This is a genomic window from Roseicella aerolata, from assembly GCF_020523605.1.
GTDB lineage: Bacteria > Pseudomonadota > Alphaproteobacteria > Acetobacterales > Acetobacteraceae > Paracraurococcus > Paracraurococcus aerolatus.
Map to the genome: position 1 here is coordinate 25,194 of NZ_JAJAQI010000026.1, position 15,779 is coordinate 40,972.

Genomic DNA, 15,779 nt, shown 5'->3' on the forward strand with positions numbered 1-15,779 from the left:
GCGCTCAGTTCGGGGTGGCGACGCCGAGGGAACGGGCGCAGCGGACGATGCCTTCCCAGGTATCCGGCTGCAGCGGCACCCCCTTCGCCAGGCGCTCGGCGCGCAGCCGCGCTTCCGGCTCGCCGGGCGCCAGCACCTCTCCGCCCGGGGTGTCGGGGCGGCAGGACTTCACCCAGGCGACGTAATCCTCGGCGGTCTTCCGGAACTCGGCATCGGTGCCGAAATGCTGCGGCGAGATGTAGATGGAGAGCATGCCATTGGCGATGCGCCCGCGCGCATCCACCGGGCCGGAGCACCCGCCGCCGGTGAAGGCGCCGGCCAGCAGCTCGCACATGAAGGCGAGGCCGGAGCCCTTGTGCTCGCCGAAGGCGCGGATGGCGCCGAGGCCATTGGCCGGGTTGCGCGGCCCGACCGGCGGATAGTCGCCGTAGAGCGTATGCGGGTCGGCGGAGAGGCGGCCGTCCGGCTCGATCAGCGCGTCATGCGGCAGCGGCTTGCCGCCGTTCGAGGCGACCAGCACCTTGCCCTCCGCGACGCGGGAGGTGGCGAAATCCAGCACCACCGGCGGGTCGGTGGGCACGCCGACGCTGAAGGGGGCCGTGGAGAAGCGCCGCTCCGTCCCGCCGAAGGGCGCGACCAGCACGCTGCCTGCGACATTGACGAAATGGATGGAGATCAGTCCGGCCTCGATCGCCTGCTCGGCATAGGCGCCGATGCGGCCGACATGGCCGGCATTGCGCAGCGCGATGACGGCGGTGCCGTGCTTCCGCGCCCGCTCGATGCCGAGCGCCGTCGCCTGCGGCGCGACGGTCTGGCCGAAGCCGAATTTCCCGTCCAGCAGGGCGAAGGCGCCGCCATCCGTCACGACATCGGCGCTCTGGCCCGCGAGGATGTAGCCGGCCTGCTGCCATTCGACATAGCGGGGCACCCGGACCACGCCATGGCTGTCATGCCCGGCCAGGTTGGCGCCGAGGAGGTGGTGGGAGATGCGCCCGGCCTCGGCATCGTCGCAGCCATTGGCGCGGAAGATGTTGGCGACGAGCGTCTCGAGCGTATCGGCGCCGATCAGCACCGGGGCGTTGGTGTCCATGCTTCCCTACTCATGCCAAAAGGGCGCGGAGGGCAAGCCCCGCCGCGCCCTTTCCCGCCAGAATGCGACATGCGGCCGGCGACGGAGGGCGGTTCTGCGTGCCGGCACATAGGCGCCGCCCCCTAGATGACCTTGTCGGTCTGCGGGTCGATCAGGTGCATCTGGCTCATATCGGCGGCCAGCGGCAGCGGGCGGCCGGGCTCGGCCGGGATGGCCGGGTCGATGCGGGCGCTGACCTCGGTGCCCTGCAGCCAGAAATGCACCAGCGTCTCCATGCCCATCGGCTCCACCACCTCGGGCGTCAGCTGCACGGGCGCCAGGTTCGGGCGGTGGTCGTTCGGCCGCACCTCGGTCAGGTGTTCGGGCCGGAGGCCGAAGAGAACCTCCTTGCCGGCATAGGGCTGGTAGCGCTGGGTGCGCTCGGCCGGCACCGGCAGGGTGATGCCCTCCGGCAGTTGCACGTTCAGCGCCGCGCCACCGTTCACCAGCTTCGCCGGCAGGAAATTCATCGCCGGGCTGCCGATGAAGCCGGCGACGAATTTGGTCGCGGGGCGGTGGTAGAGCTCGGTCGGCGGGCCGACCTGCTCGATCACGCCGTGGTTCATCACCACCACGCGGTCGGCGAGCGTCATCGCCTCCACCTGGTCGTGGGTGACGTAGACCGTGGTGGTCTTGACGGTCTGGTGGACCTTCTTGATCTCGGTCCGCATCTGCACGCGCAGCTTGGCGTCGAGGTTGGAGAGCGGTTCATCGAAGAGGAAGACCTTGGGGTCGCGCACGATGGCGCGGCCCATGGCCACGCGCTGCCGCTGCCCGCCCGAGAGCGCCTTCGGCTTGCGATCGAGCAGCATGCCGATATCGAGGATGCGGGCGGCATTCTCGACACGCCGGCGGATCTCCTCCTTGCTGAACTTCCGCAGCATGAGCCCGAAGGCCATGTTGTCGTAGACCGTCATGTGCGGGTAGAGCGCGTAGTTCTGGAACACCATGGCGATGTCCCGGTCCCGCGGCGGGATGTCGTTCACGATCGTGCCGCCGATCGCGATCTCCCCGCCCGAGATCTCCTCCAGCCCCGCGATCATGCGCAGCGTGGTGGACTTGCCGCAGCCGGAGGGGCCGACGAGCACGACGAATTCGTGGTCGTCGATCTCCAGGTCGATGCCCTTCACGGCCTGGACGCCGCCTTCGTATTCCTTGACGACCTTGCGGATCGATACCTGTGCCATTGTCCCGAACGCCCCCTTGTCTTTGGGCCATCCGCTCCGGACCTCCGCGGCGGCCGCCAGGGCCGCCGCCGCTCCGGTCCACCGGATGGCTAGCCCTTGGTCGCACCGGCGGTCAGGCCGGCGATGTAGTAGTCCATCAGCAGCGCGTAGAGGATGACGGGCGGCAGCGCCGCCAGCAGGCTGCCGGCCATGATCTGTCCCCAGGCGAAGGTGTCCGCGCGCACCAGCTGGGAGACGATGCCGATGGTCAGCGGCATGGAATCCGGCGTGGTGATGAAGGAGGTCGGGTAGACGAAGGCGGCCCAGGAGACGGTGAAGGCGAAGATCGTCGCGGCGATGATGCCGGGCAGCGCGACGGGGATGAAGATCTTCGTCAGCATCTGCATCCAGTTGGCGCCGTCGATCAGCGCCGCCTCGTCCAGCTCCTTCGGGATGGATGCGAAGTAGCCGATCATGATCCAGGTGCAGAAGGGCACGGTCAGGGTCGGGTAGACCAGCACCAGCCCCCAGATCGAGTTCAGCAGGCCGAGGCCACCGACGATCTGGTAGAGCGGGATGAAGAGCAGCGTCTCCGGCACCAGGTAGGTCAGGAAGACGCCGGTCGCCAGGGTCTGGCTGCCCCAGAACTTCATCCGCGCCAGCGAGAAGGCGGCGAGCACCGAGATCACCATGGTGACCGAGACCACCAGCACGGTGACGATGGCGCTGTTCAGGAAGAAGCGCAGGAACATCGGGTCGCCGAGGATGGCGCCGTAATTCTCCAGCGTCGGGTCGCGCACCAGCCAGGGGCTGCCCGACATGTTCGCCACCTCGGCGCTCGTCTTGAAGCTGGTGATCAGCATGTAGATGGGCGGCGCCAGGAAGAAGAGGGCGAAGATCACCAGGCAGACATAGGCCGAGACGAGCGCCCAGCGCCGCTCCTTCGAGAGCGAGCCGACCTTGCGCCCGAAATAGGAACCCGCCGGCGCGGCGGCGTTGGCGGTGGAGGCGGACATCACATCTGCTCCTTGTTCCGCTTGGTCACGTCGCGGAGGATGAAGAAGGCGAAGATCGCCAGCAGCGGGAACATGAAGAGCGAGACCGCCGCGCCGCGCGGCACGTTGCCCGAGAGGATGCCGACCTGGAAGGCATAGGTGGCGAAGAGGTGGGTCATGTCGCGCGGGCCGCCATTGGTCAGCACCCGGACGATGTCGTAATTGGCGAAGGTGACGATCAGGCTGAACAGCACCGTGATGCTGATGATGTTGCGCATCATCGGCAGGGTGATGTGCCGCAGCCCCTGCCAGCCCGTCGCGCCGTCGATCGCCGCCGCCTCATAGAGCTGGTCCGGCACCGATTTCAGCGCCGCCAGGTACATGATCATGAAGAAGGGCGCGCCGACCCAGACATTCACCAGGATGACGGCGAAGCGGGCCCAGTTCGGCTCGCCCAGCCAGGGCACCGCCGGCACGCCGACCACGCTGAGCAGCCAGTTGATGGAGCTGTAGGAGGGATCGAACATCCACCACCAGCCGAGGGTGGAGAGCGCCGGCGGCATGACCCAGGGGATCAGCAGCATGCCGCGCCACTTCTTCTGGCCCTTGGCCGGGATGTGGTGCAGCTGGTGCGCCAGGATGAAGCCGATCAGCGCCTTCAGCAGCACGGCGCCGACAGCGAAGATGCAGCTCTGCCAGATCACCATCCAGAAGGTTTCGGTATCCAGCAGGATCTCGAAATTGCCGAGCCCGATGTTCCGCACCATGGTGCGGTTCAGGGTGGAGAGGTAGAGCGCATAGAAGAACGGGTAGACCACCAGCCCGCCGATGACCGCGAGCAGCGGCAGCGCCATGACGAAGGCGATGGTGGATCGCCGGCGCGCGAAGCGCTGGAGGCTGTTGACCCCCGGGCTTACCGCAGCCGGCGCGGTGGCTGTCATTGTTCCGTCGGCGGCCATGGCGCACCTCCCCCCAACTCGGGATTCCCTTGGGCACGGGCAGGGAAGTTCCCCGCCCGGCCGGTCACAAAACCACTCAGCCGCGCGCGAAGTTGCGCAGTTCCCGCTCCGCCCAGGCCAGCGCCTGGTCGATGCTCTCGCCACCCTGCGAGATGCGCGCGATCACCTTGGTGTTGATCGCCTGGTTGTAGGCCTGCACCGCGATCTCGGCCGGGGCCGGGGCGAAGGCGACATTCAGCTCGCCCTTCTGGTGCGGCTTGTTCGGGTAGTTGTAGACCACGCCCTGCGGCGGGCCCTCCGTCTCCCAGACCTTGAAGTCGGACATGCTCTGGAAGGGCGGGATGTCGTAGCCGCTGCTGGTCGTGGTCTGCCGCTCGGCGCTGCTGCGCTCGGAGAGGAATTCCAGCAGGCTCTTCGCCGCGGATTTGTTGCGGCTGAAGCTCCAGATGCCCCAGAAATAGGGCAGGTAGGGCACGAAGCGCCCTTCCGGCCCGGCCGGGATCGGCGCCTGCCAGATCTTCTCGGCCACCTGGGGGTTGTCGCGCTTGGCCACCGCCCAGGCGGAGGGCGGGTTGAAGATCAGCGCGCCGCGGCCGGAGATCATCCAGCGATTGTTGGAGGCGTCGTCCCAGGCCCAGACATCATTGGGCAGGAACTTGGAGAGGCGCACCAGGTATTCCACCGCCTGGCGCAGCTTCGGGTTGTTGCGGACGGTGACGTTGCCCTTCTCGTCGAGCATGCTGGCGCCATAGCCGCGGAACAGCGCGCCGACCCAGTCCACCGCATCGGTGAACTGCCCCATCGGCAGGCCGAAGGGCACGCCAGCGGCGTGGCACTTCTCGGCCGCCATCAGGAAGGTGTCCCAGTTCCAGCGGTCGGCGCCCGGGCCCATCTCCGGCTTCGCCGGCCACATCTCCTGGATGTCGATGCCGGCATGCTGCTTCAGCAGGTCGAAGCGGATCATGGCGGGCTTCAGCTGCGTGCCGGAGACGGCCGGGACGGCGCGCCAGGCGCCCTCGCGCTTGCCGAGGTATTCCGCCGCCGGGGCGATCTTGCCGTATTTCTGCTCCAGGCGGCCGACCACATCGTCCACCGGCTCCAGCAGCCGGGCATGGGCGGAGGGCTCCCAGGTCGGGAAGGCCAGGATGTCGTGGCCGCTGCGCGACTGTGCCTGGGCCGCGATGGTCAGCAGGTTCTGGTTGCCGACCGAGGTGATGAAGTCGCTGACGACCTCCACGCGGTTCCGCTCGCCCCACTCCCGGCAGAGCTCCCGCATGATGTTGTTGCCGACCGGCACCCAGTGGTCCCACCAGCCGCAGCGAAGCGTGCCGCCGGTACCCTGCGCATGCACCATCGGGGCGGAGAGCGCGCCCGCCGCGATCACGCCGGCGCCATTGCGCAGCAGCCTGCGCCGGGTCAAGCGATTGCCTGCCATTCCTTGTCCTCCCGTTGCGGCGGGAAGTGCCCGCCGGACGTCCCACTGGGCCTGTTTCGGCCCTGGCGCGCAACATGGCGCGACGCGCAAGCCATGACAACGGGGGGATGGCCTGAGGCGCCGCCCTGACGATGCGCTGCCGGTCGGAACATCCGCGGTAGCGGCGCCGTTGGGGACGGGTCCCGCCAAAGGAATGATGCATGGAGGGGGAATCGGCCGAATCGGTCATCCCGCTGCTCGAAGAACATCTTCGAATTGCGAAGAACCAGCGCGCGACCGGCCGCGTCCGCATCGCCGTCACCACCGGGGAGGAAACCCGGCTGGTGGAGGAGGTGCTGCGCGACCGCCGCGTGGAGATCGAGCGCGTGCCGGTCGGGCGCCCGGTGACCGAGGCCCCGCCGGTACGGGAGGAGGGTGACACCCTTGTCATCCCGGTGCTGGAGGAGGTGCTGGTCGTCGAGCGCCGGCTGGTGCTGCGGGAGGAGGTCCGCCTCCGCCTGCGGACCGAGGAGCGGCGCGAGTCCGTCCCGGTCACGCTCCGCCGGCAGCAGGCCGCGGTCGAGCGCCTGCCCCCCCCTGCATCCCGGCTGGCGCCCAACCAACAGGAGGCCCAAGGCATGCGCACCATCACCGGACTGTTCGACAGCAGACCCGACGCCGAGCGCGCGGTGGAGTACATGGTCCAGCACCACGACATCGACCGGAACGCCATCCAGGTCCATGCCGCCGGCAGCGAGAACGTGACCGCCGGCACGCATGAGCGCCGGGACGAATCGCATCACGGCTTCGTCGCCTCGCTGCACGATCTCAGCCTGCCGGAGGAGGACCGGATCACCTATGCCGAGGGCCTGCGCCGCGGCGGCATCTTGGTCTCGGTGCGGGCGCCGGAGGACAGGCTCGACAAGGTGGCCGATGCCTTCGAGAGCAACGGCGCCGTCGACCTGGAGGCGCGGGAGGCGGAGTGGCGCCAGGGCGGCTGGACGGGCGGTGGCGGCGGCGTGATCGGCGGCATGGCCGGGGGGAAGGATGCCGCCGGCCCTGCCTCGACCGGCACCGGCCAGGGCGGCGCGCGGGCCACAAATGCTGGCACCGCGAAGCCGGTCGATGCCGGCATCGCCCCCCCGCCCGTTCGGCCGGTCGGCCCGGCGGCGCAGGCCGTGGCAGGCGCGGGCACCGGCACCTCCGCGCCGCGCGGCACGGCGGCAGGCGTGAGCGGTGGCGCCGGCGGCCCGCAGGCCCCCGGCATGGCGGCGGGGCGCGACGAGGCGATCCCGATCGTCGAGGAGCAGCTGCGTGTCGGCAAGCGCGACGTCACTCATGGCCGCGTCCGCGTGCGCAGCTACATCGTCGAGACGCCGGTCGAGGAGCAGGTGCGCCTGCGGGAGGAGCATGTGCAGGTGGAGCGCCGCCCGGTGGACCGGCCGCTCGGCGCGGGCGAGCGGGCCGATTTCCAGGACCGCGTGATCGAGGCGAACGAATCGACCGAGGAGGCGGTGATCGACAAGGAGGCACGGGTGCGCGAGGAGGTGGTGATCCGGAAGGAGGCGACCGAGCGGACCGAGACCGTCTCCGACACCCTCCGCCGTACCGAGGTGGAGGTGGAGGTGGAGGACGAGCGCCGCCGCGGCGCCGGCACCCCGCCGCGCGACCCGGGGCGGTAACCGGCCGGGCGGCGGCGGCGATGGCCTTGCCGCCGCCGCCGCCCGGATGGACGATGGCGGGATGGAGACCCGTTCCGTCGAGGCCATCGTCATCGGCGCCGGCATGGCCGGCGCCACCGCCGCCGCCCACCTCGCCGCCACGCGCCACGTCGCGCTGCTGGAGGCGGAGGAGAGCGCGGGCTACCACGCCACCGGCCGTTCCGCTGCCATCTGGATCCGGAATTACGGCAGCCCGGATGCCCGCATCCTCACCGCCGCCTCCCGCGCCTTCTTCGATTCGCCGCCCGCCGGCTTCGCCGCCGCGCCGCTGATCCGCGCACGGGACGTGGTGCACCTGGCGCCACCGGGGCAGGTCGGGCACCTGCAGGCGATGATGGCGGCAGCGCCGGACCTGCGGCCGCTCGACCTCGCCGCACTGCGCGCCCGCGTCCCCGTCCTGCGGCCCGGCTATGCGGCCATGGCGGCGCTGGAGCCGGACTGCTTCGACATCGACGTCGCCGCCCTGCACCAGGGCTTCCTCCGCCAGGTCGCGGAACGCGGCGGCACGCTCGCGCTGCGCCACCGCGCCGGCCGGATCTGGAAGGAAGCCGGGCTCTGGCGGGCGGAGGCCTCGACCGGCGCCGTCTTCGCCGCGCCCGTCCTGGTGGATGCCGCCGGCGCCTGGGGGGACGAGGTCGCGGCGCTGGCGGGCGTGCATATCCTCGGCCTGCAGCCGAAGCGCCGCACCGCCTGCATCATCGACCCCGGCCCGCATGACTGCACGGACTGGCCGCTGCTCGGCGATGTGGACCATAGCTGGTACGTCCGGCCGGAGGCGCGGCGGAAGCTGATGGTCTCCCCGGCCGACGAGACGGACAGCGCGCCGCTCGACGCCCAGCCGGAGGAGCTGGACGTCGCCGTCGCCATCGACCGGATGCAGCAGGCGCTGGACATACCGGTGACCAGGATCGAGCACAAATGGGCCGGGCTGCGCAGCTTCACGCCGGATCGCGGCCTCGCCATCGGCGAGGGCAGCGAGGCCGGCTTCTTCTGGATGGTCGGCCAGGGCGGCTACGGCATCCAGACCGCGCCGGCGGCGGGCCGGCTGCTGGCGGCGCTGGTGAACGGCACGGCGCCGGAGGCGGATATCGCGGCCGCGGCGCCGCTGACCGATCCGCGCCGATTCGAGCGGATGGCCGGGGAGAGGCAGCGCCCGGAGGCGTGAGGCCGATCGACGAACACAGGCTTGAGGACATCCCGATGAGCGAGACGGTCAGCTTCGCCGATGTCGAGGCCGCGGCGGCCAGGCTGCGCGGCAAGGTGGTGCGCACGCCGATGCTGCGCCACCGGCTGCTGGACGAGATTACCGGCGGCACCGTGCTGGTGAAGCCCGAACCCTTGCAGAGGACCGGCAGCTTCAAGCTGCGCGGCGCCACCAACGCCTCCCTGCTGCTGGACCCGGCGGCGCGGCGCGCGGGCGTGGTCACGCATTCCTCCGGCAACCATGGCCAGGCCCTCGCCTGCGCCGCGCACATGCTGGGCATGCCGGCGCTGATCGCCATGCCGAGCGACGCGCCGGCCATCAAGGTCGAGAGCACGCGGCGCTGGGGCGCCGAGATCCATCCCTTCGACCGCCACGGCGTGGACCGGGACGCGCTGGCGGCGTGGCTGGCGGCGGAGCGCGGCGCGACGCTGATCCCCCCCTTCGACCACCCGCATGTCATCGCCGGCCAGGGCACGGTGGCGCTGGAACTGCTGGAGGACGTGAAGGCGGCCGGCCTCGCGCTCGATGCGCTCGCGGTGTGCACGGGTGGGGGCGGGCTGATCGCCGGCTGCGCCCTGGCGGCCGAGGCGCTGGCGCCGGAGGCGGAGGTCTGGGCGGTGGAGCCCGAGGGGTGGGATGACACCCGCCGCAGCCTGGAGGCGGGGCGGCGCATCCCGGCCGACGGCAGGGGCGAGAATTTCTGCGACGCGCTGCTCTCGCGGCAGCCCGGGGCCCTCACCTTCGCCATCAACCATCCGCGCCTCGCGGGCGGCATCGCGGTGACGCGGGCGGAGGTGCTGCGGGCGATGCGCTTCGCCTTCGATCACCTGAAGATCGTGGCGGAGCCGGGCGGTGCCGTGGCGCTGGCGGCGGTGCTGGCCGGCAGGCTGGACACCAGGGGACGCACGGTCGGCATCGTCATCAGCGGGGGCAATGTGGATCCCGCGGTCTTCGCGGAGGCGCTGGCGGCGGGCTGACGCGCCTCCGGCGGGGACGGCAGGCCCCGCCGGGAAAGCCTTGCCTCCGACGGGCTCCGGCGAGGGGGCTAGAACAGATCGCCAGAGGCCGTGAACGACCGAAGGCGTGAATCTGCTCGGAAAACAAGGAGCTACAGCGGATGAGCGTTCAGTTCTGAACGCAATCCGCTGTAAGCCCCCCCACCGGCCCGCCTTACCGCTGCGGGGTCTGGCCCTGCTCGCTGCAGGCCCAGCCATGGCAGTGGACGAGCCCGTCGTCGTAGGGCTCCTCCTCCGGATGGGCCGACATGGCGGCGGCGATGGTCGCGCCGCGGCGCATCGGGCCGGTGGGGGCGGGCAGCGGCTCGGTCGCCCAGGCGTGGGAATGCACCAGGCCGTCGTCGTAATCGTCGTTGGACATGGGACGTTTTCCTTTTCGTGGGGCCGTGGGGGTGTCCCGCGCCGGCCGCCCGGCGCGGGGCGGGGTGGTCAGTGGGCGTGCGCCTTCTCGCCGTCGTGGAACTGCGCCGCCTCGGTGCTGGTCGCCAGCGCGGTGGTGCTGGACTGGCCGCCGCCCGCCGCCGTGGCGACCGCGTCGAAATAGCCCACCCCCACCTCGCGCTGGTGGCGCACCGCGGTGAAGCCCTCGGCCTCGGCGGCGAACTCCGCCTGCTGCAGCTCGGAATAGGCGCCCATGCCGCGGTCCTTGTAGCCGCGGGCCAGCTTGAACATGGACAGGTTCAGGCTGTGGAAGCCGGCGAGGGTGACGAACTGGAATTTGTAGCCCATGGCGCCCAGCTCGCGCTGGAACCTGGTCGCCGCCTCGATGCCCATCTTCCGCTGCCAGTTGAAGGACGGGCTGCAGTTGTAGGCGAGCATCTTGCCGGGGAATTCCTTCTGGACCGCCTCGGCGAAGTCGCGCGCATCCTGCAGGTCGGGGTCGGAGGTCTCCCACCACAGCAGGTCGGCATAGGGCGCATAGGCCAGGCTGCGGGCGATGGCGTATTGCTTGCCCATGCCGGGCCTGATCCGGAAGAAGCCTTCCGGCGTGCGGTCATCGGTGATGAAGGGCCGGTCGCGCTCATCCACGTCGCTGGTGAGAAGCTGGGCGCTCTCGGCATCCGTCCGGCAGAGCAGGACGGTCGGCACACCCTCCACGTCGGCCGCGAGGCGGGCGGCGTTCAGCGTGCGGATATGCTGCTGGATCGGCACCAGCACCTTGCCGCCGAGATGGCCGCATTTCTTCTCGGACGCCAGCTGGTCCTCGAAGTGGACGCCCGCCGCGCCGGCATCGATCATGGCGCGCATCAGCTCATAGGCGTTCAGCGCGCCGCCGAAGCCGGCCTCGGCATCGGCGACGATCGGCGCCATGTAGTGGGTGTCGTCGCCCTTCCCTTCCTGTACCGCGATCTGGTCGGCGCGGCGCAGCGCGTTGTTGATCCGCCGCACCACGTTGGGGACGCTGTCCACGGGGTAGAGAGACTGGTCCGGGTACATGGTCGAGGCGGTATTGGCATCCGCTGCCACCTGCCAGCCCGAGAGATAGATCGCCTTCAGCCCGGCCTTCACCTGCTGCAGGGCCTGCATGCCGGTCAGCGCGCCGAGGGTGTTCACATAGGGTTCGGTCTTCAGCAGCTGCCACAGGCGGCGGGCGCCCCTGTCGGCCAGGGTGTGCTGGATGCGGAAGCTGCCGGCGAGCCGCGCGACATCGGCCGGCGTGTAGTCGCGGCGGATGCCATCGAACCGGCCGGGCTCGGGCCGCTCGCCGCCGAAGCTGCCATCCGGCGCGAAATGGGGGGCGGGTGTCTGGCGCATAGGTGATCTCCTGATCGGGCTGGCCCCGGTGTGCAGGTCAATAATTCACATTGCGGCGCCGAAGTTCAGGTCTTATTGGTGTGAAAATCGGCAAACCAGTCGTCGCTTTCACAATCCACTTGTGAAATTTGTAAAGGCAGTGAAGCATGGCGCGAGCGCTGATCGGCCGTACCGTCCGCCGGCTCCGGCAGGAGAAGGGCCTGGCGCAACAGGCGCTGGCCGCGCGGCTCGGCATCTCCGCCAGCTATCTGAACCTGATCGAGCATGATCAGCGGGCGGTGACCGCGACCCTGCTGATCAAGCTGACCGAGGCGCTGCAGGTCGACATCACCGCCCTCTCCGGCATGCGGGAGAAGGCGATCGAGACCGGGCTGCGCGAGGTGCTGTCGGACCCGCTGCTGGGGCTCGACCAGGTGCCGGAGGAGGAGGTCGCGACCCTCGCTGGCAGCGCGCCGAATGCCGCGCGCGCCATGCTGGCGCTCTATCGCGCCTGGCGCGTGGCGCGGGAGGATTCCGGCGGCATCGCCCTGCCGACGGGGCGCCGCATCCTGCTGCCGACCGAGGAGGCGCGCGATTTCTTCCACGACCGCAGCAACCACTTCGCCGAGCTGGAAGCGGCGGCCGAGGCGATCGCCGCCGAGATGGGCGTGACCGCCCCATCCGAGATGAACCACGCCGTCGCGCAGCGGCTGCGGGAGAAGCACGGGCTGGTCGTCACCGTCGGCGCCCTGCCCGGCGCGCTGCGCCGCTACGACCCGGTCGGGCGGCGGCTCGACCTCTCGGAGACGCTGCCGCGCGAGAGCCGCGGCTTCCACCTCGCCTTCCAGCTCATGCTGCTGGAAGCGGGCGAGGCCGTGCAGGCGGCGATGCAGGGCACCGAGCCGTCGAGCACCGAGGCCGGGCAGCTCATCCGCATCGGCCTGCTGAACTACGCCGCCGCCGCGCTGATGATGCCCTTCGGCCCCTTCCTCGCGGCGGCGCGCGAGTTGCGGCATGATGTGGAGGCGCTGGCGGCACGCTTCGGCGTCTCCTTCGAGCAGGCCTGCCACCGCCTGACCACGCTGCAGCGGCCGGGCGAGCCGGCGCAGCGCGGCGTGCCCTTCTTCTTCCTGCGCGTGGACCCGGCCGGCAATGTCGGCAAGCGCCTGGCGGCGGCGGGCTTCCCCTTCGCGCGCTTCGGCGGCTCCTGCCCCAAATGGGTCGTGCACCAGGCCTTCGCCACGCCGGGCACGCTGCGCGTGCAGCTCGCGCAGCTGCCGGATGGCGGCACCTTCCTCTGCTTCGCCCGCACCGTGCATGGCGTGGCGCAGCGCTGGGGGGAGCCGCCGCCCGTCTATGTCGTCGCCATGGGCTGCGACATCTCCCGCGCCACCGAGGTGGTCTATGGCGACGGGCTGGACCTGGAGAAGGCGATGGTCGGCATCGGACTCTCCTGCCGGCTCTGCGACCGGATGGATTGCCGCAGCCGCGCCTTCCCGCCGCTGGAGCACCGGCTCTCGCTCGACCCCATGGTGGCGAGCGACGCGCCCTACAAATTCGAGCCGCCGCGCCGCCGCGCCGCGCCGGCCGGACCGGGCTGACACCTGGCCCACCGGGTCCCGACCTGCGGCCTGCGGAGCGCGCCGGACGAAGGCGCATCGCGGCACGTGCCGCGACGCCAGGGCCCGGAGGGCCGCCGGATGTCCGGGGCATGGCACGCGTCAGCCTGCCATGCACCAGGTATGAGGCGGCTCAGGCCTCCGGGTTGATCCGGGTGATCTTGGTGCCGGTCAGCGACAGGGAGGCCATCAGGCCCTGCTGGCCGAAGGTGATGGCATAGACCGGCTCGTTCAGGGTGGTGGAAGTGGCATTGGCCTGCACGCCGCGGTCGAGCACGACGACGCTCGGGCCGGTGCCGATCTCCCAGCCATCGGCCCGCGCGAGGGCGCCGACCGCTTCCTCCGTCATGAAGAACATGGCGAGCCCCGCCGATTGCGCGCCGGCGAGCAGGCCGAGCGAGACACCCGCGATGGAGTAGTAGCCCTGGGTCCGGCCGTTCTGCAGCGCCGCGCCCTCGCCGTACTGGCCGCCGACGATGAAGCCGCCGCTGATGATGCGCGGGAAGATCAGCATGGCCTTCGCCTGGCGCAGCAGCGGCTCGGTATTCGGGAGGTCCCGCAACCGGGTGAGCGCGGCCTGCACCTCGGCATCGATCTCCCGGCGGCTCGCGGCGCGGGCGGTGGCGGGCAGGGCAAACGCGCCGGCGGCAAGGAGGAGGCCGCCGAAATGGCGGCGCGTGGGGTGGGGCATGGGGGGTCTCCGGACGGATGCTCGCCCCCGCAACGTCCCCCCTCGCGCCGGGTTGCCGCCCGGCCGCTTCCGGCCGGACGGCAGCGGCTGGTGCTCAGCCCTTCACATCCATCGCCTGCCGCAGCCCGTCCGCGAGCAGGTTGAAGCAGATGGAAGTGACGAAGATGCAGACGCCGGGCAGCACCGCCACCCAGGGCTGCACATAGATCGCGGTGCGCAGCGTGTTCAGCATCAGCCCCCATTCCGGCTCCGGCGGCTTGGTGCCGAGGCCGAGGAAGGAGAGGCCCGAGGCCAGGATCATGCAGACCGAGATGAGCGAGGTCGCGTAGACGAAGATCGGCCCGAGCACGTTGCCCAGCACATGCACCCGCACGATGGTGAAGCCCGAGGCGCCGGAGGCCCGCGCCGCATCCACGAAATCGAGGTTGCGCACGCCCTGCGTCACGCTTTCCGCCACCCGGATGATCTGCGGGATGAAGACCAGGGTCAGGGCCAGGATGGCGTTGAAGATGCCCGCCCCGAGCGCGCCGGAGATGGCGACCGCCAGCAGCACGGAGGGGAAGGCGTAGAAGATGTCCGTCGTGCGCATGATGGCCATGTTGACCTTGCCGCCGACGAAGCCTGCGAGGATGCCGAGCGTCGAGCCGATGACGAAGGCGAAGACCACCGGCACGATGCCCATGAACCAGGAGAGGCGGCCGCCATGGAGCAGGCGGGTCAGGATGTCCCGCCCCAGCTCATCCGTTCCCAGCGGGTAGTTGGGCGTGCCGATCGCCCGCAGGCGGCGGATCATGCTGCCCTGGTAGGGGTCGTGCGGCGCCAGCAGCGGGGCGAAGATGATCGCCAGCAGCATCAGCAGCAGGATGGCGCCGCAGACGATGGTGACCGGATCGCGCCGCAGGCGCTTCCAGACGCCGGCCCAGTAGCCCTCGGACCGCGCCGTGGCCTGCCTCGCCTGAACGGCGAGTTCGGCTTCCGCGGCCGTCGGAGTGGTGGCGGTGCTCATGCTCCTGTTCTCCAAAGAGGTTGGGCGGGCCGGCTCAGGCCGCCGCGCCCTCCGGGGCACCCCGCGGGGCGGTGTCTCATGGGAGCCCTGCCGGCGCTCCGCTCACCAGGGCGCCTCATGCCCGCTTGATCCGGGGGTCGAGCGCCGTCTGGACCAGATCGACGACCAGGTTCAGCGCGACGAAGAACATCGCCAGCACCAGGATGGTCCCCTGCAGCACCGGCAGGTCGCGCTGGAAGATGGCGCTGTTCAGCAGCAGGCCGGTGCCCGGCCAGGAGAAGACCGTCTCCACCAGGATCGAGCCGCCCATGAGGTAGCCGAGCTGCAGGCCCATCACCGCCAGCGCGTTGGGCGCGGCGTTCTTCACGACATGCAGGAAGATGTGCCAGCGCGTCAGCCCCTTGCCCCGGAGCGCCGTGACGAATTCCTGGTTCATGGTCTCGGCGACGATGCCGCGCACCGTGCGCGTCACGATGCCCATCGGGATCACCGAGAGCGTCACCATGGGCAGGATCAGGTGCTTCATGTGCTCCCAGTTCCAGGCCCAGTCGGAGGAGCCGCCGGGCCCCGCCCCCATGGCCGGCAGCCAGTTGAGCTGCACGGAGAAGATGACGACCATCACCATGCCGAGCCAGTAATGCGGCACGGAGACGCCCGCGACCGCGAGGCCGACCGCGCCACGGTCGATCGCCGAGCCGCGGAAGGTGCCGGCAAGGCCGCCCAGCACGCAGCCCAGCACGAAGCCGAGCATGGAGGCGGCGAAGGCGAGCGTCAGGGTATTGGCGATGGCGGTCTGCAGGTCGGCCCAGACCGGCCGCCCCGTCGCCAGCGACCGGCCGAGATCGCCGACCACCACCTTGGAGAGCCAGAGGCCGAACTGCACCGGCAGGGGCTTGTCCAGGCCGTAATCCTTCCGGACCTGCTCCACCACATCGGCGGGCGCATCCGGCGGGACGATGGCGTTGATCGGATCGCCCGGGGCGATCTGCACCAGCATGAAGCAGACGAAGCCGACCGCCAGCGCGATCGGCACCGCGTACAGCACTCGGCGCAGCAGGTAGAGGATCATGGGAACTCCCCGGGCTGTGACGGGGCGGGCCGCCTGGGCGGCCCGCCCCGCCTCGG

General features: G+C 70.6%; 14 protein-coding genes. 4 read left to right on the forward strand and 10 right to left on the reverse strand.

Annotation, left to right across the window (positions count from 1 at the left end; translation table 11 throughout):
• Window positions 1–4: 4 nt before the first annotated feature.
• The 5 genes from LHA35_RS16865 to LHA35_RS16885 form a co-directional block, all read right to left on the reverse strand.
• A complete protein-coding gene (locus tag LHA35_RS16865; RefSeq protein ID WP_226610081.1) occupies window positions 5–1,090 on the reverse strand; it encodes a malate/lactate/ureidoglycolate dehydrogenase in 1,086 nt (361 codons plus the stop codon).
• Between the two features lie 122 nt (window positions 1,091–1,212).
• The gene (locus LHA35_RS16870; protein ID WP_226610083.1) at window positions 1,213–2,316 is read right to left on the reverse strand and encodes an ABC transporter ATP-binding protein; all 1,104 of its coding nucleotides are present in this window, start codon (window positions 2,314–2,316) and stop codon (window positions 1,213–1,215) included.
• An 89-nt stretch (window positions 2,317–2,405) separates the two neighbouring features.
• The gene (locus LHA35_RS16875) at window positions 2,406–3,311 is read right to left on the reverse strand and encodes a carbohydrate ABC transporter permease (protein ID WP_226610086.1); all 906 of its coding nucleotides are present in this window, start codon (window positions 3,309–3,311) and stop codon (window positions 2,406–2,408) included.
• Entirely contained in the window at window positions 3,311–4,249 is a 939-nt protein-coding gene (locus tag LHA35_RS16880) for a carbohydrate ABC transporter permease (RefSeq protein ID WP_226610088.1), read from the reverse strand. Before LHA35_RS16880 ends, LHA35_RS16875 begins: the two co-directional genes overlap by 1 nt.
• A 76-nt stretch (window positions 4,250–4,325) precedes the next feature.
• Window positions 4,326–5,684 carry an ABC transporter substrate-binding protein gene (locus LHA35_RS16885; protein ID WP_226610091.1) on the reverse strand — a complete coding sequence of 453 codons (1,359 nt, stop codon included), beginning with the start codon at window positions 5,682–5,684 and terminating at the stop codon, window positions 4,326–4,328.
• A gap of 200 nt (window positions 5,685–5,884) precedes the next feature.
• Between LHA35_RS16885 and LHA35_RS16890 the strand changes: the two genes are divergently transcribed.
• The 3 genes from LHA35_RS16890 to LHA35_RS16900 all read left to right on the forward strand — a co-directional run bounded on the left by LHA35_RS16890 (window position 5,885) and on the right by LHA35_RS16900 (window position 9,565).
• A complete protein-coding gene (locus LHA35_RS16890; RefSeq protein ID WP_226610093.1) occupies window positions 5,885–7,345 on the forward strand; it encodes a YsnF/AvaK domain-containing protein in 1,461 nt (486 codons plus the stop codon).
• 61 nt (window positions 7,346–7,406) lie between these two features.
• Window positions 7,407–8,549 (forward strand): NAD(P)/FAD-dependent oxidoreductase, encoded by a 1,143-nt coding sequence (locus LHA35_RS16895; RefSeq protein WP_226610096.1) that lies wholly within the window; start codon window positions 7,407–7,409, stop codon window positions 8,547–8,549.
• 35 nt (window positions 8,550–8,584) lie between these two features.
• Window positions 8,585–9,565, forward strand: coding sequence for a threonine ammonia-lyase (locus tag LHA35_RS16900; RefSeq protein ID WP_226610098.1), 981 nt, complete (start codon window positions 8,585–8,587; stop codon window positions 9,563–9,565).
• A 193-nt stretch (window positions 9,566–9,758) separates the two neighbouring features.
• Here the strand turns inward: LHA35_RS16900 and LHA35_RS16905 are convergent, their stop codons facing one another.
• Both LHA35_RS16905 and aceA read right to left on the reverse strand, forming a co-directional pair.
• Window positions 9,759–9,965 (reverse strand): hypothetical protein, encoded by a 207-nt coding sequence (locus tag LHA35_RS16905; protein WP_226610101.1) that lies wholly within the window; start codon window positions 9,963–9,965, stop codon window positions 9,759–9,761.
• A 68-nt stretch (window positions 9,966–10,033) separates the two neighbouring features.
• On the reverse strand, window positions 10,034–11,359 hold the full coding sequence (gene aceA, locus LHA35_RS16910; protein WP_226610103.1) for an isocitrate lyase: 1,326 nt from the start codon (window positions 11,357–11,359) through the stop codon (window positions 10,034–10,036).
• Window positions 11,360–11,505: 146 nt separating this feature from the next.
• Here aceA and LHA35_RS16915 point away from each other — a divergent pair, with 146 nt between their 5' ends.
• Window positions 11,506–12,939 carry a helix-turn-helix domain-containing protein gene (locus tag LHA35_RS16915; protein WP_226610106.1) on the forward strand — a complete coding sequence of 478 codons (1,434 nt, stop codon included), beginning with the start codon at window positions 11,506–11,508 and terminating at the stop codon, window positions 12,937–12,939.
• A 151-nt stretch (window positions 12,940–13,090) separates the two neighbouring features.
• Here the strand turns inward: LHA35_RS16915 and LHA35_RS16920 are convergent, their stop codons facing one another.
• The 3 genes from LHA35_RS16920 to LHA35_RS16930 all read right to left on the reverse strand — a co-directional run bounded on the left by LHA35_RS16920 (window position 13,091) and on the right by LHA35_RS16930 (window position 15,723).
• Window positions 13,091–13,648, reverse strand: a complete 558-nt coding sequence (locus LHA35_RS16920; RefSeq protein ID WP_226610108.1) for a lipid-binding SYLF domain-containing protein — start codon at window positions 13,646–13,648, stop codon at window positions 13,091–13,093.
• Between the two features lie 94 nt (window positions 13,649–13,742).
• Complete coding sequence (locus LHA35_RS16925; RefSeq protein WP_226610111.1) at window positions 13,743–14,654, reverse strand: ABC transporter permease; 912 nt, start codon at window positions 14,652–14,654, stop codon at window positions 13,743–13,745.
• A 115-nt stretch (window positions 14,655–14,769) separates the two neighbouring features.
• The gene (locus tag LHA35_RS16930) at window positions 14,770–15,723 is read right to left on the reverse strand and encodes an ABC transporter permease (RefSeq protein ID WP_226610113.1); all 954 of its coding nucleotides are present in this window, start codon (window positions 15,721–15,723) and stop codon (window positions 14,770–14,772) included.
• Between the last annotated feature and the right edge of the window lie 56 nt (window positions 15,724–15,779).